16 protein-coding genes and 2 rRNA genes are annotated in these 19,911 nt (G+C 64.9%); 12 read left to right on the top strand and 6 right to left on the bottom strand.

Features of this window, described 5'->3' with window-relative positions:
- Positions 1–162 precede the first annotated feature (162 nt).
- A 23S ribosomal RNA gene (locus tag GKZ92_RS17045) occupies positions 163–3,297 on the top strand.
- Positions 3,298–3,409: 112 nt separating this feature from the next.
- Positions 3,410–3,526, top strand: a 5S ribosomal RNA gene (gene rrf / locus GKZ92_RS17040).
- 221 nt (positions 3,527–3,747) lie between these two features.
- Here the strand turns inward: rrf and GKZ92_RS17035 are convergent.
- Positions 3,748–5,538, bottom strand: coding sequence for a flavin-containing monooxygenase (locus GKZ92_RS17035; RefSeq protein WP_230461968.1), 1,791 nt, complete (start codon positions 5,536–5,538; stop codon positions 3,748–3,750).
- 53 nt (positions 5,539–5,591) lie between these two features.
- Between GKZ92_RS17035 and GKZ92_RS17030 the strand changes: the two genes are divergently transcribed.
- Together GKZ92_RS17030 and GKZ92_RS17025 are read left to right on the top strand one after the other, a co-directional pair.
- Positions 5,592–6,730, top strand: a protein-coding gene (locus tag GKZ92_RS17030) for an IS3 family transposase (protein ID WP_085948638.1) whose coding sequence is annotated in 2 segments (ribosomal slippage) — positions 5,592–5,862 and positions 5,862–6,730 — 1,140 coding nt in all. Because the reading frame shifts where the segments join, the coding sequence is not laid out codon by codon here.
- Positions 6,731–7,000: 270 nt separating this feature from the next.
- A complete protein-coding gene (locus GKZ92_RS17025) occupies positions 7,001–8,236 on the top strand; it encodes a helix-turn-helix domain-containing protein (RefSeq protein ID WP_006357492.1) in 1,236 nt (411 codons plus the stop codon).
- A gap of 116 nt (positions 8,237–8,352) precedes the next feature.
- Here the strand turns inward: GKZ92_RS17025 and GKZ92_RS17020 are convergent, their stop codons facing one another.
- On the bottom strand, positions 8,353–9,039 hold the full coding sequence (locus tag GKZ92_RS17020; RefSeq protein WP_006357493.1) for a response regulator: 687 nt from the start codon (positions 9,037–9,039) through the stop codon (positions 8,353–8,355).
- Entirely contained in the window at positions 9,036–10,205 is a 1,170-nt protein-coding gene (locus GKZ92_RS17015; RefSeq protein WP_035750978.1) for a sensor histidine kinase, read from the bottom strand. The genes GKZ92_RS17020 and GKZ92_RS17015 overlap by 4 nt, the downstream gene beginning before the upstream one ends.
- A gap of 165 nt (positions 10,206–10,370) precedes the next feature.
- Between GKZ92_RS17015 and GKZ92_RS17010 the strand changes: the two genes are divergently transcribed.
- Positions 10,371–10,976 carry a universal stress protein gene (locus GKZ92_RS17010; protein ID WP_006357495.1) on the top strand — a complete coding sequence of 202 codons (606 nt, stop codon included), beginning with the start codon at positions 10,371–10,373 and terminating at the stop codon, positions 10,974–10,976.
- A gap of 45 nt (positions 10,977–11,021) precedes the next feature.
- On the opposite strand, the gene GKZ92_RS17005 is transcribed toward GKZ92_RS17010, so the two are convergent.
- Positions 11,022–11,978, bottom strand: coding sequence for an alpha/beta fold hydrolase (locus tag GKZ92_RS17005; RefSeq protein ID WP_006357496.1), 957 nt, complete (start codon positions 11,976–11,978; stop codon positions 11,022–11,024).
- A 73-nt stretch (positions 11,979–12,051) separates the two neighbouring features.
- Between GKZ92_RS17005 and GKZ92_RS17000 the strand changes: the two genes are divergently transcribed.
- The 5 genes from GKZ92_RS17000 to GKZ92_RS16980 all read left to right on the top strand — a co-directional run bounded on the left by GKZ92_RS17000 (position 12,052) and on the right by GKZ92_RS16980 (position 15,872).
- Positions 12,052–12,495 carry a MarR family winged helix-turn-helix transcriptional regulator gene (locus tag GKZ92_RS17000; protein ID WP_006357497.1) on the top strand — a complete coding sequence of 148 codons (444 nt, stop codon included), beginning with the start codon at positions 12,052–12,054 and terminating at the stop codon, positions 12,493–12,495.
- Positions 12,496–12,649: 154 nt separating this feature from the next.
- The gene (locus tag GKZ92_RS16995; protein ID WP_040003984.1) at positions 12,650–14,530 is read left to right on the top strand and encodes a propionyl-CoA synthetase; all 1,881 of its coding nucleotides are present in this window, start codon (positions 12,650–12,652) and stop codon (positions 14,528–14,530) included.
- Positions 14,531–14,544: 14 nt separating this feature from the next.
- Positions 14,545–15,027, top strand: a complete 483-nt coding sequence (locus GKZ92_RS16990; protein ID WP_006357499.1) for a DUF6790 family protein — start codon at positions 14,545–14,547, stop codon at positions 15,025–15,027.
- 15 nt (positions 15,028–15,042) lie between these two features.
- On the top strand, positions 15,043–15,507 hold the full coding sequence (gene crcB, locus GKZ92_RS16985; RefSeq protein WP_006357500.1) for a fluoride efflux transporter CrcB: 465 nt from the start codon (positions 15,043–15,045) through the stop codon (positions 15,505–15,507).
- Positions 15,492–15,872: a fluoride efflux transporter FluC gene (locus tag GKZ92_RS16980; protein ID WP_006357501.1), complete on the top strand. Its 381-nt coding sequence runs from the start codon at positions 15,492–15,494 to the stop codon at positions 15,870–15,872. Before crcB ends, GKZ92_RS16980 begins: the two co-directional genes overlap by 16 nt.
- Positions 15,873–15,951: 79 nt before the next feature.
- Here GKZ92_RS16980 and GKZ92_RS16975 read toward each other — a convergent pair whose 3' ends face one another.
- Together GKZ92_RS16975 and GKZ92_RS16970 are read right to left on the bottom strand one after the other, a co-directional pair.
- Positions 15,952–17,175 carry an acyl-CoA dehydrogenase family protein gene (locus tag GKZ92_RS16975; RefSeq protein ID WP_006357502.1) on the bottom strand — a complete coding sequence of 408 codons (1,224 nt, stop codon included), beginning with the start codon at positions 17,173–17,175 and terminating at the stop codon, positions 15,952–15,954.
- A 26-nt stretch (positions 17,176–17,201) separates the two neighbouring features.
- Positions 17,202–18,569: an acyl-CoA dehydrogenase family protein gene (locus GKZ92_RS16970; RefSeq protein ID WP_040003985.1), complete on the bottom strand. Its 1,368-nt coding sequence runs from the start codon at positions 18,567–18,569 to the stop codon at positions 17,202–17,204.
- 161 nt (positions 18,570–18,730) lie between these two features.
- On the opposite strand from GKZ92_RS16970, the gene GKZ92_RS16965 reads away from it, so the two are divergent.
- Both GKZ92_RS16965 and GKZ92_RS16960 read left to right on the top strand, forming a co-directional pair.
- Positions 18,731–19,189 carry a DUF2752 domain-containing protein gene (locus GKZ92_RS16965; RefSeq protein WP_006357504.1) on the top strand — a complete coding sequence of 153 codons (459 nt, stop codon included), beginning with the start codon at positions 18,731–18,733 and terminating at the stop codon, positions 19,187–19,189.
- An 18-nt stretch (positions 19,190–19,207) separates the two neighbouring features.
- Entirely contained in the window at positions 19,208–19,867 is a 660-nt protein-coding gene (locus tag GKZ92_RS16960; protein WP_006357505.1) for an MBL fold metallo-hydrolase, read from the top strand.
- Positions 19,868–19,911: the final 44 nt, after the last annotated feature.

Here is a 19,911-nt window from a genome sequence, read left to right as displayed (position 1 = left end):
TTGAGAAGTGCATAGTGGATGCGAGCATCTTTATTTCAAATCAATTGCTTCGACTCTTTGGGGTTGGAGTGCTTGGTCTGTGATTTAGCAGAAATTTGTTTGTTTTGTGATGTCTACATTCGATCCTCGTTCTTTTGGGGTGGGGGTGGTTTGTAGGTGTTGTTGTAAGTGTGTAAGGGCGTTCGGTGGATGCCTTGGTACCAGGAGCCGATGAAGGACGTGGTAGGCCGCGATAGTCCTCGGGGAGTTGTCAAACGAGCTGTGATCCGAGGGTGTCCGAATGGGGAAACCCAGCACGAGTGATGTCGTGTTACCCACCTCTGAATGTATAGGGGGTGTGGAGGGAACGTGGGGAAGTGAAACATCTCAGTACCCATAGGAAGAGAAAACAAAAGTGATTCCGTGAGTAGTGGCGAGCGAAAGCGGATGAGGCTAAACCATGCGCATGTGATACCGGGTAGGGGTTGTGTGTGTGGTGTTGTGGGGTTCATCTTCTTCCATCTACCTGTGGAAGCGTGAGTCAGAAAATCGTGTGTTAGGTGAAGTGGCCTGGAATGGTCTGCCGTAGACGGTGAGAGTCCGGTAGCTGAAAACACATGGTCTTGCGTGATGGGTGCCCAAGTAGCAGCGGGCTCGTGGAATCTGCTGTGAATCTGCCGGGACCACCCGGTAAGCCTGAATACTTCCTGGTGACCGATAGCGGACAAGTACCGTGAGGGAAAGGTGAAAAGTACCCCGGGAGGGGAGTGAAATAGTACCTGAAACCGGACGCTTACAATCCGTCAAAGCCTGTGCCTCTTCGGAGGGTGGGTGATGGCGTGCCTTTTGAAGAATGAGCCTGCGAGTTAGTGCTCGGTGGCGAGGTTAACCCGTGTGGGGTAGCCGTAGCGAAAGCGAGTCTGAATAGGGCGTTTGAGTCGCCGGGTCTAGACCCGAAGCGGAGTGATCTACCCATGGCCAGGGTGAAGCGACGGTAAGACGTCGTGGAGGCCCGAACCCACTTCAGTTGAAAATGGAGGGGATGAGTTGTGGGTAGGGGTGAAAGGCCAATCAAACTCCGTGATAGCTGGTTCTCCCCGAAATGCATTTAGGTGCAGCGTCACATGTTTCTTACCGGAGGTAGAGCTACTGGATGGCCGATGGGCCCCACAGGGTTACTGACGTCAGCCAAACTCCGAATGCCGGTAAGTGAGAGTGTGGCAGTGAGACTGCGGGCGATAAGGTTCGTAGTCGAGAGGGAAACAGCCCAGATCGCCGGCTAAGGCCCCTAAGCGTGTACTAAGTGGAAAAGGATGTGGGGTCGCGAAGACAACCAGGAGGTTGGCTTAGAAGCAGCCACCCTTGAAAGAGTGCGTAATAGCTCACTGGTCAAGTGATCCTGCGCCGACAATGTAGCGGGGCTCAAGTACACCGCCGAAGCCGCGGCACTCACACGTTAGCCCGTTGATGTTCTACGGAGTGTCAACCAGGTGTGTGGGTGGGTAGGGGAGCGTCCTGCATCCGTGGAAGCCACAGAGTGATCTAGTGGTGGAGGGTGTGGGAGTGAGAATGCAGGCATGAGTAGCGAAAGAAGAGTGAGAAACTCTTCCGCCGAATGACCAAGGGTTCCTGGGCCAGGCTAATCCGCCCAGGGTGAGTCGGGACCTAAGGCGAGGCCGACAGGCGTAGTCGATGGACAACGGGTTGATATTCCCGTACCCGTGTATCCGCGCCCATGCTGAATCAGTTGTACTAACCATCCAGATCCCCCAGGAGCACCTTCGGGTGCCGGGTGGGGTGATGCATGGGACCTTGGCTGGTAGTAGGCAAGCGATGGGGTGACGCAGGAAGGTAGTGGGGCCAGTCAGTGGTTGTACTGGTGTAAGCCTGTAGGGCGTGTTCTAGGCAAATCCGGAACACATCAAGCCTGAGAGGTGATGCGTAGCCGTTGCGGCGAATTCCATGATCCTATGCTGCCGAGAAAAGCCTCTAGTGAGTTGGTACACGGCCCGTACCCCAAACCAACACAGGTGGTCAGGTAGAGAATACTAAGGCGATCGAGAGAACTGTGGTTAAGGAACTCGGCAAAATGCCCCCGTAACTTCGGGAGAAGGGGGACCCAGACCGGTGACGAGATTTACTCTCTGAGCGGGTGTGGGTCGCAGAGACCAGAGAGAAGCGACTGTTTACTAAAAACACAGGTCCGTGCGAAGTCGTAAGACGATGTATACGGACTGACGCCTGCCCGGTGCTGGAAGGTTAAGAGGACCGGTTAGTCACCTTTGGGTGGCGAAGCTGAGAATTTAAGCCCCAGTAAACGGCGGTGGTAACTATAACCATCCTAAGGTAGCGAAATTCCTTGTCGGGTAAGTTCCGACCTGCACGAATGGCGTAACGACTTCTCTGCTGTCTCAACCACAGACTCGGCGAAATTGCAGTACGAGTAAAGATGCTCGTTACGCGCGGCAGGACGAAAAGACCCCGGGACCTTCACTATAGCTTGGTATTGGTGTTCGGTTCGGTTTGTGTAGGATAGGTGGGAGACTGTGAAGTGGGCACGCCAGTGTTCATGGAGTCGTTGTTGAAATACCACTCTGATCGTATTGGACTTCTAACCTCGGACCCTGATCGGGTTCAGGGACAGTGCCTGGTGGGTAGTTTAACTGGGGCGGTTGCCTCCTAAAAAGTAACGGAGGCGCCCAAAGGTTCCCTCAGCCTGGTTGGCAATCAGGTGTTGAGTGTAAGTGCACAAGGGAGCTTGACTGTGAGACGTACATGTCGAGCAGGGACGAAAGTCGGGACTAGTGATCCGGCACCGGCAAGTGGAAGCGGTGTCGCTCAACGGATAAAAGGTACCCCGGGGATAACAGGCTGATCTTCCCCAAGAGTCCATATCGACGGGATGGTTTGGCACCTCGATGTCGGCTCGTCGCATCCTGGGGCTGGAGTAGGTCCCAAGGGTTGGGCTGTTCGCCCATTAAAGCGGCACGCGAGCTGGGTTTAGAACGTCGTGAGACAGTTCGGTCTCTATCCGCCGCGCGCGTAAGAAACTTGAGGAAACCTGTCCCTAGTACGAGAGGACCGGGACGGACGAACCTCTGGTGTGCCAGTTGTCCCGCCAGGGGCACTGCTGGTTAGCTACGTTCGGAAGGGATAACCGCTGAAAGCATCTAAGCGGGAAGCCTGTTCCAAGATGAGGTTTCTCACCCCCTTTTGCGGGGTTAAGGCCCCCTACAGACCATGGGGTTGATAGGCCAGAACTGTACGCACAGCAATGTGTTCAGGTGACTGGTACTAATCGGCCGAGGACTTACCAACAACACCCACAACATCACCAAAACAACATGTTTTGGTGTGTTCGCATCCACTATGCATCTTCTGAGACAACACACAACAAACAAACAAACCGTTGTGGATTGTTTCATAAAGTTACGGCGGCCATAGCGGAGGGGAAACGCCCGGCCCCATTCCGAACCCGGAAGCTAAGCCCTCCAGCGCCAATGGTACTGCACCTTAATCAGTGTGGGAGAGTAGGACACCGCCGAACACAACATCCCATTGTGGCCCTACACGACATCATTCGTGTAGGGCCACAATGCATTTCCGGGGCTGTCGCTGATAGAGGAAACCCACCGGTTTTCCGTACTTCCACCCCCTGACCGGGTGGTGGAAGTACGGAAAAAGGGTGGGTGTGCGGCCGGCTCGGGCCACAGACATGAGAATGCCCCGCGATCTCCTCGTCACGGGGCATTACTCGTCTTCAGGTACTCAGCTGAGGTGATGCACTTCGGCCAGTCCGTAGACCGGAGTGTCGAGACCCTCGTACCGAGCCTTCAGCTGGAGTGCCAGGTAGAGGGAGTAGTGCCGGGACTGATGCAGGTTGCCGCCGTGGAACCAGAGGCCAGGCTGCTGCGTCGGCTTCCACATGTTGCGCTGCTCGCCCTCCCACGGGCCGGGATCCTTCGTGGTGTCCGATCCCAGTCCCCACACCTTGCCGACGCGGTCGGCGACGTCCTGTCCCATCAGGTCAGCGGCCCAGCCGTTCATCGATCCGAACCCCGTTGCGTAGACCACGACATCGGCCTCGAGCTCGGTGCCGTCGGCGAGCACGACGGAGTTCTCGGTGAGGTGATCGAGCTGTCCCTGAACCAGCTTGATGGTCCCGTTGGCGATGAGCTCGCTGGCGCCGACGTCGATGTAGTAACCCGAGCCGCGTCGTAGGTACTTCATGAACAGGCCCGAGTCGTCGTCACCGAAGTCGAGTCTGAAGCCGGCCGCCTCGAGACGGTCGTAGAACTCCTTGTCCTGCTCGCGGATCTGGTTGTAGACCGGCACCTGGAACGCGTGCATGATCCGGTAGGGCAGCGACGCGAAGGTCAGGTCGGCCTTCTTGGTGGTCATGCCGGAGGCGACGGCCTCCTCGCTGTATAGGCCGCCGAGGGCGATCGACCGCAGCGAATCGGACTTCACGATATGCGTCGACGAGCGCTGCACCATCGTGGCGTCGACGCCGTTGTCGACGAGGGCTTTGCAGATGTCGTGAGCCGAGTTGTTCGACCCGATCACGACGACCTTCTTGCCGGCGTAGGCGTCGGGACCCGGGTGCCGGCTGGAGTGATGCTGCTCGCCGGCGAAGATGTCCTGACCCGGCACCGTGGGGATCGAGGGCTTACCGGACATGCCCGTCGCGAGTACGAGCTGCGTCGGGTGGAGCGTGAGGCGTTCGCCGTCGCGATCGAGTTCGACCGTCCAGCGTTCCTGGTCCTCGTCGTAGTTCGCCGACAGGCAGGTGGTCTTGCTCCAGTAGGGCACCTCCATGACCTTGGTGTAGAACTCGAGCCAGTCGCCGATCTTGTCCTTGGGTGCGAACACCGGCCAGTTCTCGGGGAAGGGGAGATAAGGGAGGTGGTCGTACCAGACCGGGTCGTGCAGGCAGAGGGACTTGTAACGCTTACGCCACTGGTCGCCGGGCCGGTCGTGACGGTCCACGACGACCGACGGCACCCCGAGCTGTCGAAGGCGTGCCCCGAGCGCGATGCCGCCCTGTCCGCCGCCGATCACGAGGACATAGGGCTGGGCAGTCCGCCCGAGCTCGCGCTCCTCGTCGGCCTTCTTCTCCGCCCACGATCGGGTGTCCGGATCGGAACCGTGCACGGCACCGAGCACGCGGGTCGGACCGCGGCTCTCCTCGTAACCCTTCAACTCCTGCATGGTCGTGAGGAGCGTCCAGGCGCGGTCGACGCCGTCGGCGTCCGGACGGATGCGTACATGGCCCTCGCAGCGTCCGACGGCGGTCTCGAACGAGAGGAAGGCCGACGCCACGCCGTCACCGTCATCGGTGGCGTCCTCGGTCGTCGCGAAGCCCGCCGGCCGGGTGTCGGCCAGGCGTGCGGTCAGCATGTCGCTGATCTGCTCGTGGCCCTCGACCGTCTTGATGTTCCAGGTGAATGCCGTGAGATCGCGCCAGTAGCTGTCGGTGAGGAACGCACTCGTCGCACGCCCGACATCCAGCGCGGCCAGCGCAGCTTCGAATGAGGTGGGCCCTTCGTAGTGGTCCAGTTGTTGTGCGACTCTGTTGCCCGAGTGTTTGGGCAGGAAGAATCGACGACGACATGGCAGGTAGCAAGCGCCGGCGGCATACGCCGGATCAGATCATCCGCAAGCTGGCCGAGGGCAACAAGCTCCTCGGGACCGGGCAGGAGTTGGCTGAGGTGTGCCGGCATCTGGAGGTCACAGAGTCGACCTGGCATCGCTGGGTGGCCCAGTACGGGGGCATGAAGGCCAATGACGTCAAACGCCTCAAAGAACTCGAAGCTGAGAACGCTCGGCTCAAGAAGTTGGTCGCCAACCAGGCCCTCGATATCGACATGCTCAAGGAGATTTCGTCGGGAAACTTCTGACCCCGAACCGCAAGCGCAGCGCCGTGACGATGCTGCGTGAGCGGTTCGGGGTATCTGAGCGGCGAGCATGTGCTGTGGTGGGCATCCACCGCTCCACGATGCGACTGCACCCAGCGCCGATCACCGCGGAGGAAGCCGAGCTGCGGTCCTGGCTACGTGGGTTTTCCACCGACCGGCCCCGCTGGGGCTGGCGACGCGCCGCGATCGCCGCGCGCAAAGCGGGCTTCACGGTCAACAACAAACGCATCCGCCGCCTGTGGCGCGAGGAGGGGCTGCGAGTTCCCCAGCGCCGCAGGAAGAAACGGCTCACCGGAATCGGGACCGCGGTTGGGGCGATGTGCCCAATCCGGCCGAACGTGATCTGGGCGATGGACTTCCAATTCGACACCACCGCCGACGGCCGAACCATCAAAATGCTCAACGTGATCGACGAGTTCACCCGCGAAGCCCTGGCGATCCACGTCGACCGCGTCATCAACGCCGATGGCGTGGTTGACGTTCTCGACCGCCTGGCCCTGATACATGGTCCACCGTGCTACGTGCGGTTCGACAACGGACCGGAATTCGTCGCTCACGCCGTCAACGACTGGTGCCGATTCAACGGCACCGGATCACTATTCATCGACCCCGGCTCCCCGTGGCAGAACGCCTGGATCGAATCGTTCAACGGCCGCCTGCGCGACGAGCTGCTCAACTCCTGGCGCTTTGACTCCCTGCGCGAAGCCCGGGTCATCATCGAAGACTGGAGGATCGACTACAACGCCAACCGACCCCATTCGGCCCACCACGGACTCACCCCCGCCGAGTTCGCCCTACAGTGGACCACGACCCACCAACCTCAAGCCGCATAGCGACTGGACCATCGAATGGGTCCCCCTCACGAACTCCTGCAGCCACGCGTCGACACGCTGCTGTGGGGTGCGGCCGGTGCTGACAACCGGCTCCATCGTCTGGGTCATCGTCTCTCCTCAAACAGTTCGGGGTGGCGCCGATAGTGACGCGGGCCACAATCTTGCTGAGGACAGCAGACGCCTCGGGTGCCCGCGCCGGCAAGGGTTGCAGTCCGTTGCGACCCGTCCCCTCGTTGCATCGCTTCTGTGATGTGACGCACAATCTTGGTAATGACGATTTCCGACCACGTCTCCGATCTGGAGCCTGCCGTACAGGCCGGCGACGATCCGCGGGAGTTCGCCCACGTCCTCAGCGCCGTCCACGACGCCGCTATGTCGGGTGGGCGGATGCCGGCACGTCCGCGGGCCGTCATCGACGACTCGTGGCAGCGGCTTCGCAGGGCAGGCCTCTCTCCGGACGCCGACACCGCGGTCGAGCGGGGCCTGGACTTCGAAGAACTCGAGGAGCGGCGACGCCAGTCGGGACTGATCGAGGTCGTCGATGAACTCGCACGCAATCTGGACTCGTTGATCGCGGACGGGGACAACATCCTGGTCATCGCCGATGCACGAGGTCACGTGCTGTGGCGCAGCGGGTCGTCGAGGGTGCTCAGTCGTGCCGATCAGCTGGGGTTCATCGAGGGCGCCGACTGGGCAGAGGGTTCGGTGGGCACGAATGCGATCGGCACCGCACTGATGTCCGGCAAGTCCATCCAGGTGTTCTCCGCCGAGCACTTCGTCCGCAGCCACCACTCCTGGACGTGCACCGGAGCTCCGATCAAGGACCCGCGGACCGGAGACGTGCTCGGCGTCGTCGACGTCAGCGGTCCGGCGGCAACGATCCACCCGACCACCCTGGCGCTCGTACATGCCGTCGCGCGGTTGGCCGAGTCGCAGCTGCGGGAACAGCATCACCGACGGCTCGATTGCCTCCGGGCGGTCGCAGCGCCGATTCTCGCCCGCTCGCCGGGGCCGGCGTTGGCCGTCGACGTGGACGGCTGGGTGGCGGCTGTCGATGCGGTGTCCCCACGATCGCGGCTGTTGTTGCCGCGCGGTGTCGGACCTGGCCGGTCCTTCTTCGGTGCACTCGGCGAATGCGATGTGGAAGCGTTACCGGGCGGCTGGCTCGTGCGCGTCGCCGATGCCGCGGATGCGTCGACGACGCGGGTCTCGATGCGAACGGTTGTCGCCGCTTCCGGAGGTGAGTGTGTCGAGGTCTCGGTCGAGGGAGCCAGTGGCGGCTGGACCCATCGGTGTTCGCCCCGGCACGGTGAGATACTCACCTTTCTCGCGCGGCACCGTAGCGGGGTGACCGCTGCGCAGATGTCGGCGCACCTCTTCGGCGTCGACGATCGGACGGTGACCGTCCGCGCCGAGATGTCCCGGCTGCGCAAGCGTTTCGGCGGTCTGCTGATGGCGGGACCGTACCGCTTCGCAGACGGCGTCGAGGTGCGCCTGGCCGGCTGAGAACTGCCCTGCAAACCGCTCCTGAGATCAACACACCTGGAGCGTCACCGCGGACATGTCGTCGTCGACAGCCCTGCTGAGGGTGCGTTTGAGGGGCGGATTCCAGTGGCTCCCGGTCAGTCGTACTCGGCCAGGACGAGTCCCCGGTCGTAGGCGTAGACGATCGCCGCGGCGCGGTCCCGCAGGTCGAGCTTGGTGAAGATGTGGTTCACGTGAGTCTTCACCGTCACCTGCGAAATGCCCAGTGCCGAACCGATTTCGCCGTTCGTCAGGCCGCGGGCGATCAGACGCAGGACGTCGGTCTCGCGGTCGGTCAGATCCGGTGCGATCGAGGTCTGCTCACGCCCGGCGCGTCGGAAACCGTTCAGGACACGTTCGGTGACGGCGGGATCAAGGAAGGCGCCGTCGCGGACCACGGCCCGGACCGCCCAGATCAGGGCCTCTGCCGACGAGTCCTTCAGGATGAAACCCGCGGCGCCGGCACGCAGTGCGCCGGACAGCAAATCGTCGTCGTCGAAGGTGGTCAGTACGAGCACCGGCGGGGGTTCGCGGAGTGTCCGCAACATCGTCGTGGCGGTGATGCCGTCGATGTTCCGCATGCGCAGATCCATCACCACGATGTCCGGTCGGTGTTCGGCTACCGCCGCGAGAACCTCTGAGCCGTCGGCACATTCGCCGACGATGTCGAAACCGTCCCGAGGGCGGAGTATGCGTCGGAGTCCGGTGCGGACCAGTTCCTGGTCGTCGACCAGGAGGACTCGGATCGGGTCGGTGCCGATGTCGGTGGGACCGGTGGAGGTCATACGCCGATCCCGTCGGTCATGACCCGGGCCGGGAGCGTGGCCCGTACGGTCCAGGTCCCGTTGTCGTGGCAGGTCTCGAAGGTGCCGCCGAGCAAGGCGGCCCGTTGCGTCATGCCGTCGATCCCGGCGCCGTCGCGATCTCTCGCCCGTCCGCCGAAGTGTGGGTTCTCGATGGTGATCTCGACCGAGTCGCCCACAGTGACGCTCACCGTGGCCCGGTTGGCGGTCGAGTGTTTGACGACGTTGGCGAGGGACTCCTGCGTGATCCGGTACAGGGCAGCGGAGACCGGATCGGGGAGCGCGGCGAGGTCGCCGTCCACGCGGTGGGAGACGTGGATGCCCGCCTTCCGGTAGTCGTCGATCAGCGCGGCGAGATCGCGATCGCTGGGCGGAGTCGTGGGCGGCTGTGTCTCGTTCGCGCCGAGCACGTGCACGATGTTCCGGATCTCGGACATGGCCTGCCGGCCCTGGCGTTCGGCGTCGGTCAGGGCGTCGATCGCATCGTCGACGTCGCGATCCTGTTCCAGTGCGCGCCGCGCGCCGGTGACGTTGAGCATGGTGATCGACAGCGAGTGCGCGATGACGTCGTGGATCTCGCGCGCGATGCGGCGGCGTTCGTCGCTGGCGGCGCGATCGGCACGCTCACGCAGGACCCGGGCGCGGTTGTCGGACAGACGTTTCTGGATCAGGACCATGTATCCGATCAGCCAACCGCAGGCGACGCCGAGCGCGTACAACGCGGGGGACTCGAGGCCACCGAAAATTCCGAACGCCACGACCAACGCGACGCACACGACCGCGACGCGGATTCCGGTGCGCAGTGAGTACATCGCGGCACCGATGGCCGCCGTGAGGGTCAACTGCAGGGGCGCGGCATCGTTGGGTACCGGGGCCATCAGGAAACACAGAGTGCTCGCCAGCACGGTGAAGCAGACGTACGTCGACGGCGGCACGCTGAGATCGAGGACGAGTGTCAGGCATGCGAGCACGAGTCCCGCGATCACCCAGCCGAGATGATCGAACGGGTATCGCTGCGCCACCGCGACCGCCGTGACGACCACGCTCGCCGACAGGATCACCGCGGGGTACAGCGGGGGATAGTCTCCGCCGGCGCGTTCGACCCGACGCCGCAGTTCGGCTCCGAGGTCTGCTGTGAAGCTCGTCACCGTTCCAGAATAGGTCCGCAGCCCGCGCCCGCTTCCTCCCACCGATGGATTCCGACCTCCACCCACGGGTGGATGTCAGTTCATCCCACAGCATGGCGATTCGGGGTCTTCGCCTCCATAGCGTTGTGAGCAGCACGTTTACATCACTGGCGAGAGGACGAGACGATGATGCTGCTCCCCGGACCCAACGGCCCGCAATGGGTCGCGTCACCCGCTGTTCCGGAACTACACGGACTGTCCGCGGGACGCCCGGTGGTCGTCGGCGTCTCCGGAAGCGAGGCGTCGCGTCGGGCCATCAAGACCGCCGTGCGCGCGACCGGAGGGACGTCCGACGTGATTCTGGTCTGCGCGACACGACGCAGCCGGCGAGACGAGGCCCCGACCGGACTTCACGATGCACTCAAGGACGAGTCCTACCTGCTGAGCGGGCAGGCCACGGTCGCCGAGCAGCTGCGGACCGCGCGTGAACTCGCGATCTGGCTCGGCGCGCGATCGGTGGTGACGGCCACCGACCTCGGCGACCCGGTCGCGGTGATGCAGCGGGCTGTCGAGCGCTTCGGCGCCGGGGCGGTCGTGCTCGGTACCTCCGGTCGTCGGCCCGGGTGGACGGCGAGGTCCCTCGCCCGGCACCTCGATGCCGAGGTGGATCTCGTCGTCACCGATGGGACACGGCATCACCGTCGCCGGTTCACGACCCGGGAGGCATCGCTCCGCACCCTCCGCTGGACACCGGGATGGACCGTTCCGCAACGCGGCCTTGCCTCCCGCTGAACGCTTGGGAGTATGTGCACATGCGCATCACCGATGAGGCACGTCTCAGGGAGATCGTCGGGCATCCGATCCTGGTGGTGGAGACCGCAAGATCCTGTACTGATTCCCTTCGACACACTCCTCCGCAGGTTCGACCGCGTCGAGCAGCGCGGTCATGATCTCGTCCGCGGGCTCGAGCGGCAGCGTGTGATGAGTTCCGCTGGGCAGCATCACGGTCCGCGCATCGGGTAAGTACTGCCGAACCCGAGCAGAGACGCGGGCCGAGTCATGTGCCCTGCTGTGTGGTGCGAACACCGCGGTGACGTTCTTGCCGCCGGCCAACCTCGAGAGCGCTTCTGATGAAGGGCGTTTGGGGACGATTGTCCGGCCGGTGGGGAAGCGTGCTCCGGCCCAGTACATCTCGATCCACGTGCGGTCGAGGGTGGCGTCGCGGGTCTCCCACGACAGGAATCGGCGCTGCCGCTCCGGGTTCGGGGCGAGGAGCGTCGGCAACGCGTGGGTGAGGTAGCCCAACCGCAGGCCCGCGAAGCACGTAGTCGGGTCGAGGAGGACGAGTCGCCGCACCCGCTCGTGGTTGATGCCGGTCGCGTAGGCCAGGGCGATCATCGCGCCGTATGAATGGCCGACCAGGTCAACGGTTTCGAGTCCGAGGTCGTCTAGCGTCGCGTCCAGCCAGGCCATCAGTTCGTCGGCGGTGCGTGGCCGGCCGGGTCCTGGGCGAGAGCGGCCGGCGTCGCCGATGATGTCGACCGCATGAACCCGGCGCCTCTCCGCGAGACGTCCGGCCACGTTCACATACGACGCGGACGTGCCGCCGCCGCCCGGGAGCAGGACGATCGGCGCGTCCGATGCGGTGCCGTAGCTGTTGACGCGAGTCACTCCGTAACCGGTCTCGATGTCGATCGGGCGAGCGCCTCCGCGGGCGATGAGTGCGTCGTAGGCGGCGAAGAACCCAGCGCCGTCGGGGGAGTCGGCGAATTCCTGCAGTGACGGTCGTGCCATGCGTGCCTCCGATGACCATGTATCTCGATGATCGAGAGATTAGATTATCGAGCGAATGTCGTAAAGTGATTGCGTGGCAAACGACGACCTGGTCCACCGCCTGCGGTCCCTGACCGTCGAGCTGGAGTTGCTCGGGTCCGAGTTTGCGGCGCGAAACGTCCTGCACGCCACCGATGTGCGTGCCCTCATCGCCCTGCTCGACCGCTCGAGGGCCGAGGAGGTCGCGACCCCAGGCTGGCTCGCCGGTCACCTCGGGCTCAACTCCGCGTCGACGACCGCGTTGATCGATCGGCTGGAGGGCCGCGGTCTCGTCTCGCGAGCACGCGACGAATCCGACCGTCGACGGGTCACGCTGCACGTCACCGAGCAGGCCCGGGAGATGGGGTGGGCGTTCTTCGGGCCGCTCATCGACCGAGTTCGTGCCGTCGCCGACGGCTTCTCGGCGGCTGACCTCGACACCGTCAGGTCCTTCCTCGACCAGGTCACCGACGCGGTGGGGGAGTTGCGGCAGATCTGATCGAGCACCGCGGGCAACCGTTCGTCGCGTCCGGGCTACCGGTCGGCGCAGGTCACGAGAACTGATTCGGTGTCGGGCGTCACACCGATACGCTCTAGGGGCGGCGTGACACGTGTGGGTGTCCTGCCATGCGCGTGAGGACGAAAGGATGGCCATGGGCCGGTACAGCGAGGCATTCACCCAGGCGGTCAGCGACCGCGAAGGCTTTTGGCTCGAGGCCGCCAAAGCCGTCGACTGGACCACCGAGCCCGCACTCGCTCTCGACGACTCCGCCGCGCCGTTCTACCGCTGGTTTCCCGGCGCGGAGCTGAACACCTCGTACAACGCCCTCGACCGCCACGTCGCAGCCGGTCAGGGGGACTGCACCGCACTCATCTGGGACTCGGCGATGGTCGGCGAGGTCCGCCGCTACACCTACGCCGAACTGCTCGACGAGGTGTCGCGTTTCGCGGGCGTGCTCGCCGCCCGTGGCATCACCGCAGGCGACCGCGTCGTCATCTACATGCCGATGATCCCGGAGGCCGCGATCGCGATGCTGGCCTGCGCGCGGATCGGTGCGGTGCACTCGGTGGTCTTCGGCGGCTTCGCCGCACCCGAACTCGCCACTCGCATCGACGACGCCGAACCGGTCGCGATCGTCACCGCGTCCGGTGGCCTCGAGCCGGGCCGCGCGGTCGAGTACCTGCCGATGGTGGCCAAGGCGGTCGAACTGTCGGCCGATGCGCCGCAGACGGTCATCGTCAAGGACCGTCCCGAGATCGCCGGTTCCGCGGCCGATCACGACGGCTGGGTGGACTGGGATGCGGCGATGGCCGACGCGCAGGCCGCCGATCCGGTACCGGTTGCCGCAACAGATCCGCTCTACATCCTCTACACCTCCGGCACGACCGGTAAGCCCAAAGGCGTGGTCCGCGACAACGGGGGCCATGCCGTCGCGCTGACCTGGTCGATGAAGAACATCTATGACATCTCCGCGGGTGACGTGTGGTGGACGGCCTCCGACGTCGGCTGGGTCGTCGGCCACTCCTACATCGTCTACGCGCCGCTGCTCGTCGGTGCGACGACCGTGATGTACGAGGGCAAGCCGGTCGGAACCCCGGACGCCGGCGCGTTCTGGCGGGTCATCGCCGACCACGGAGTGAAGGCACTCTTCACCGCGCCGACCGCGATCCGCGCCGTCCGCAAGGCCGACCCGAATGCCGCGGAACTGACGAAGTACGACGTGTCGACCCTGCAGACGCTGTTCGCCGCAGGCGAGCGACTCGACCCCGACACGTTCACCTGGGCGTCGGAGACCCTCGGCGTCCCGGTCGTCGACCATTGGTGGCAGACCGAGACCGGCTGGGCGATCGCGGCGAATCTCCGCGGCCTGGAACCGATGCCGATCAAGGCGGGTTCGCCCACCGTGCCGGTACCGGGCTATGCGGTGGGCGTCGTCGATGCCGAGGGCAAGCCGGTGTCCGCCGGCGAAGAGGGCAGCATCGTCATCGAGCTGCCGCTCCCTCCGGGCACGCTCGCCGGCCTGTGGCGCGACGAGGATCGCTACCGCAAGTCCTACCTGGCGGCCTTCGACGGCTACTACCTGACCGGCGACTCCGGATACATCGACGAAGACGGCTACGTGTTCGTCCTCGGCCGGTCCGACGACGTGATCAACGTTGCCGGACACCGACTTTCGACCGGAAGTATCGAGGCGGTGGTGGCGTCGCATCCGGCCGTCGCCGAATGCGCGGTCATCGGCATCCACGACGACCTCAAGGGGCAGCGTCCCAGTGGTTACGTGGTGCTCAAGTCGGGCGTCGACATCGACGCAGACACGCTGCGCAGCGAGCTGGTGGCCAAGGTGCGCAACGAGATCGGCGCGGTCGCGACCTTCCGTGACGTCACCGTGGTTCCCGCTCTGCCCAAGACGCGGTCGGGCAAGATCCTGCGCAAGACGATGCGCCAGATCGCTGACCACGAGGAGTACACGGTGCCGTCGACCATCGAGGACCCGGATGTACTGACCGCGCTGGCCGAACAGTTGAAGGGCTGAGGAGGCCCGACGCTGTGCGTGACCGCGTCCTCCGTACCGCGATAGCCGTCGTCCCGTTCGTCGGGCTCGTCGGCACGATCGTCATGACGGTGATCGATCTGCTGTCACCGGGAGGTGATCTCGGCCGGGATCTGCTCGAGAACTCGGTGCTGTGGATGATCGGCGTACAGGGTTGGATGACCGGCTGCGGACACATGTTCTTCGGCGAGCCGATCGCGGAGTCGATCGGCTGGCCGTCGAAGACGCCGTGGCAGTGGGAAGTCGGGCTCGCGAGTCTCGCGACCGGAGTCCTGGGTGTCATCGCATCGGGGTTCGACGACGAGTTCACCCTGGCCACGATCATCGCGTTCTCCGTGTTCTACCTCGGCGCCGCGGTCGGGCACGTGCGGGAGATGGTGACCAGGCGAAACTTCAAGCCGGGCAATGCCGGACCGATCTTCTTCTTCGATGTCCTGGTGCCGGTCTACCTGGTCGTGTTGTACACGGTCGTCACCTAGCGCAGACTGGGTCGCGTGCATGTGGACAAGCACGGCGAACTCCCCGTCGACCCCGACGAACGTCCGCTGCACCTGCGCGTGCACGCCCTGGTGTGGGTGTTCGCGGGCGGACTGATCGGTACGGGTGTGCGGTACTGGGCGGAGGAGACGTTCCCCACCGTCGAGGGACACTGGCCGTGGGCGACCTTCGCGGTCAACATCATCGGTGCTTTCATTCTCGGTGCGCTGCTGGAACTGCTTGCCCGGTTGGGGCATGACGAGGGATGGCGACAGCGGGTGAGGTTGTTCGGTGGCACCGGAATCTGCGGGGCGCTGACGACCTACAGCACCTTCGCCCTGGAGATCTCGGAACTGACCCGAGCCTCGGCGGCCGCGACGGCACTTGCGTACGCAGCGGTCAGCGTCGTCCTCGGCCTGCTGGCGGCAGCCGGTGGCATCACGCTCGCCTCGAGATCAGCGACCCGATGGGCACGACGTTGATCGCGCTGGCCGTCATGGTGGCGGGAGCTCTGGGCGCGGTGATGCGCTTCGTCGTCGACGGCGCGGTCAAGTGGAAGTGGCCGACCATCACGCCGTGGGGCACCTTCGTCATCAACGTGAGCGGCTCGGCGCTGCTCGGCGTACTCGCCGGACTCGTGCTCTTCCGCGGTGCGCCACACGAGCTGCAGGCGGTCATCGGGACCGGATTCTGCGGCGGCTACACCACTTTCAGCACCGCCAGCTTCGAGGTCGTCCGGCTGGCGGAGAACAGGCAGCGATTGGTCGCCGGCGCGTACGCCCTCGTGACCCTGCTCGCTTCGGTGGCGGCGTGCGCGGCGGGATTGGCCTTGGTCTGGGCGGTCTGAGACAGACGCGCCGCTACACCGATTCGGCCCCGCACCTCGATGGGAGGTCGCGGGGCACGAATGCGCTTGTCTCAGAAGCTCACTTGAGCTCGGCGCTGCTCTTGTTGAGCACGCGGCGGGCGATGATGAGGTTCTGGATCTGCTGGGTGCCCTCGAAGATGTCCAGGATCTTGGAGTCGCGCGCCCACTTCTCCACCAGAAGGCGCTCCGAGTAGCCGAGGGTGCCGGTCAGCTCGACCACCTTGTTGGTGATGTCGGTGACGGTGCGTCCGGCCTTGGCCTTCGACATCGACGCCTCGGTCGAGTTCGGCTGCTTGTTGTCGGCCATCCACGCGGCGCGCATGGTGTGCAGGTAGGCGGCCTCGAAATCGGCTTCCATGCGCAGGAACTCGGCGGCCGCGGCGTGCTGGTCGGCGGCCGGACGGTCGTAGTCGACCTCGACCCCGGCCTCGTCGAGGATATGGCGCAGCTCCTCGAGTGCCGCACGCGCGACACCGACGGCCATACCCGCGACGAGGGGGCGCGTGTTGTCGAAGGTCTGCATGACCCCGCCGAACCCCTTCTTGGTGTCGACCTCGGGGGAGCCGAGCAGGTTCTCCTTGGGGATGCGGCAGTTCTCGAAGCGGATGACCGCGGTGTCGGAGACGCGGATACCCAGCTTGTGTTCCAGGCGAACGACTTCCACGCCGGGGTGCTCACGCGGGACCACGAAGCTCTTGATGGCGGCACGGCCGAGGCTCTTGTCGACGGTCGCCCACACGACGATGTGGGTGGCACGCGAGCCGGCGGTCACGAAGATCTTCTCGCCGTTGATGACGTACTCGTCGCCGTCGAGCGTCGCGGTGGTGCTCACCGCGGCCGAGTCGGAGCCGAAGCTGGGTTCGGTGATGGCCATTGCGGCCCACACCTTGCCGAACTGCTCGAGCTGCTCGTCCGTGGCGACCGCGGCGATCGCCGAGTTGCCCAGGCCCTGATAGGGAATGGACAGCATGAGGCCCACGTCGCCCCACGAGGTCTCCATGACGTTCACGACGGACTGCATGTTGCCGCCGTTGACGACCTGGCCCTCGGCCTTGGGCTTGGCCTTCTTCTGCTGGCTGCGGCCGCCGTCGGCGCCCGCGCCGGCCTGCCCGGTCTCCGAGAGGCCGTCGTACAGGCTGGCCAGGGTGTCGAGCTCGACCGGGTAATCGTGTTCGCGCAGATCGTATTTGCGCGAAATGGGCCGGAAGATCTCCGCCGCCGCCTGATGTGCCTGATCGATGGTGACGTGCAGCTTCTTCGGGAGTTCGAGATTGATGCTCATGTCAGATTCCTTGGGTCACAAGCGGTCTAGAGGACGACGATGCCTTCGCCGATACCGGCGCCACGCAGGTCGCGGTACCAGCGCTCGACCGGGTGCTCCTTGGTGAAGCCGTGGCCGCCGAGGAGCTGGACGCCGTCGAGGCCGATCTGCAGCCCCTTGTCGATGGTGAGCTTGCGAGCGAGGGCCGCTTCGCGGGCGAAGCTCAGGCCCTGCTCGGCGCGGGCGGCGCCGCGCAGCGTGACCAGCCGGATCGAGTCGACCTCGGTGGCCATGTTCGCGACCATGAACGCCACCGCCTGGCGGTTGGAGATCGGCTCGCCGAACGCCTCGCGCTCGTTGACGTAGGGGATGACGTAGTCGAGAACGGCGCGCGCGGTACCGGCAGCGAGTGCCGACCAGCCCAGGCGCGACAGGCGTACGACGTCGCGGTATGCGGCGTGGGCGGCGTCGCCCTCGCCAGCGAGCAGCGCCGACTCCGGGACGGCGACATCCTGCAGGAGCAGGCGACCCATTCCGGCGGCGCGGACGCCCATGCCGGGATCGGCTTCGACGATGAGGCCCTTGGAGTCCGACTCGACGAGGAACAGGGCGGGCTTGCCGTCGAGCTGCGCGCCGACGACGAACAGCTCCGATGACCCGGCGGCGGGGACGAAGGACTTCACGCCGTTCAGGCGGTAGCCACTGGGAACGCGGGTTGCCTTGGTGCTCAACGCGAATGCGTCGAACAGCGGCTTCGGCTCGGCGATGACGACAGCCGACTGCGGCACGTTCTCGCCGGCGAAGTCGGGCAGGTAGGTGCGCTGCTGGGAGTCGGTGCCGAAGTTGGTGAGGGTGGTGGCGACGCCGCTCGGTGCGAGCAGCGGGAGAGCCAGACCCATGTCGCCGTAGGCCATCGCCTCGGCGACGAGTGCGTTGGTGACCACGCCGCGCTCGGTGGCCGCGCCGTCGAAATCCTCGGGCACGTTGATCATCGTGATGCCCAGCTCGGCCGAGCGCTTCACGATGTCCTCGGGCGCGGTGGCTGCGGCGTCGGCGTCGTACGCGGCGGGGCGCAGGATCTCGGTGGCGAAGTCCTTCACCGTCTCCGCGATCATCTGCTGCTCGTCGTCGGGCGTGAGGTTGAAGTAGTCCTTGGGCGCGGTGGTCAGACGCTTGGCGTCACCCGAACCGCCCTGGACGGACTTGAACGCGCGGTTCGCCGCGCCGAGGGTCTGGAACCCGGTCTTGGTGGCCTGGTAGGCCACGCGGTTGATGGGCTCGCGGATCTTGTATTTCTCGGCGAACTCCGAACCCGTCACCGTCGAGAGCACCCGCATCGCGGTGCCGATGAAGTTGCGGGGATGTGGGTTTCGGCCGACTGCGGAGGTGTCGCGCGGTTCGGTGTGAGTTGTCATGATCACCAGCCGTTTCTTCCAGTCGCCCCGGTCAGGGGCCTCTGCACAGGACTTTGCGGACCGATCTTACTCGGTAGTAAGTCCAGACCTTACTCCGTAGTAAGAAGTTTGTCACCTACTTCTCCGACACCGTCGTACGGCCTGCGCGCTAGGCTGGCCGGGTGACCGTGCAAGCCCGCTCCGACCTGCGCTTATCGTCGAGCGGCGCACTGGGCGCGGCGGTCGTCGGACTCGCCGGCGCCGCTGCTGTCGGAGCCGCCTGCGTGTTCACGCCTGCCGGGATCGCCGATGGTCCGGGAATCTGCCCGTTCGCGATGATGACGGGCCTGCCGTGCCCGGGGTGTGGACTCACCCGCAGCTGGGTGGCCTTCATGCACGGCGACGTCGGGGCGTCGTTCCGCTTCAACGTCTTCGGTCCGATCCTGCTCGTCCTGACGGTCGTCACCGTTGTCGTCGCGGTCGCAACCCTGGTGCGGCGGAGGAGGTCTCCGCTCGAGGGCTGGCGCGACGTCGTGCTGGGTCGTGCGGGCGCCGTCCTCCTGGGGACGTGGTTGACCTACGGACTGGTGCGCGTGGTCGACGCCGCGGCGGGGTGGGGGATCTTCCCGATCGTGGTGTGAAGAAGGCAGAGTGGACGTATGCAGATCACCCACTTCGGCCACTCCTGTCTGCTCGTCGAGATCGACGGGACCAAGGTGCTCTTCGATCCGGGCAACTTCTCGCACGGCTTCGAGGGCATCAACGGTCTCGACGCCATCCTCATCACCCACCAGCACCCCGACCATTGCGACGTCGCGAAGCTGCCCGACCTCGTCGCTGCCAACCCCGACGCCGTCCTCTACGCCGACCCGCAGACCACCGCGCAGCTCAACGGCGACAACGTGGCCGGCGCCTGGACCGCGGCGCGCGGTGGCCACCAGATCGAGATCGGTTCGCTCACCGCACGATTCACCGGCGGCCGGCACGCGGTCATCCACCCGGAGATCCCGGTCATCGACAACGTCGCCTACATCCTGGGCACCGCCGAGAAGCCGGGACAGTTCATGCATCCGGGCGACTCGTTTTACATCCCCTTCGAGCAGGTCGACGTCCTCGCGTTGCCGTCGGCCGCGCCGTGGATGAAGCTCAGCGAATCGGTCGACTACCTCCGCGCGATGGCGCCGCGGGTCGCCGTGCCGATCCACCAGGCGGTCTTGTCCGACGCCGGGTCCGCCGTCCACTATGCGCGGCTGGCCGACATGAAGGACGAGGCGACCGAGTTCAAGGTGCTCGACGAGGAAGCCGGTACCGAACTGTAGGTCGGCTCACCGGCCCTGCGTGGCTCGTCGCTTATCGCTCCTCG

The sequence above is a fragment of the Gordonia sp. 135 genome (assembly GCF_009720185.1).
GTDB classification, from domain to species: domain Bacteria; phylum Actinomycetota; class Actinomycetes; order Mycobacteriales; family Mycobacteriaceae; genus Gordonia; species Gordonia alkanivorans.
The sequence above is the reverse complement of the archived record's forward strand: the minus strand, read 5'-3'. Positions and strand labels throughout refer to the sequence as shown.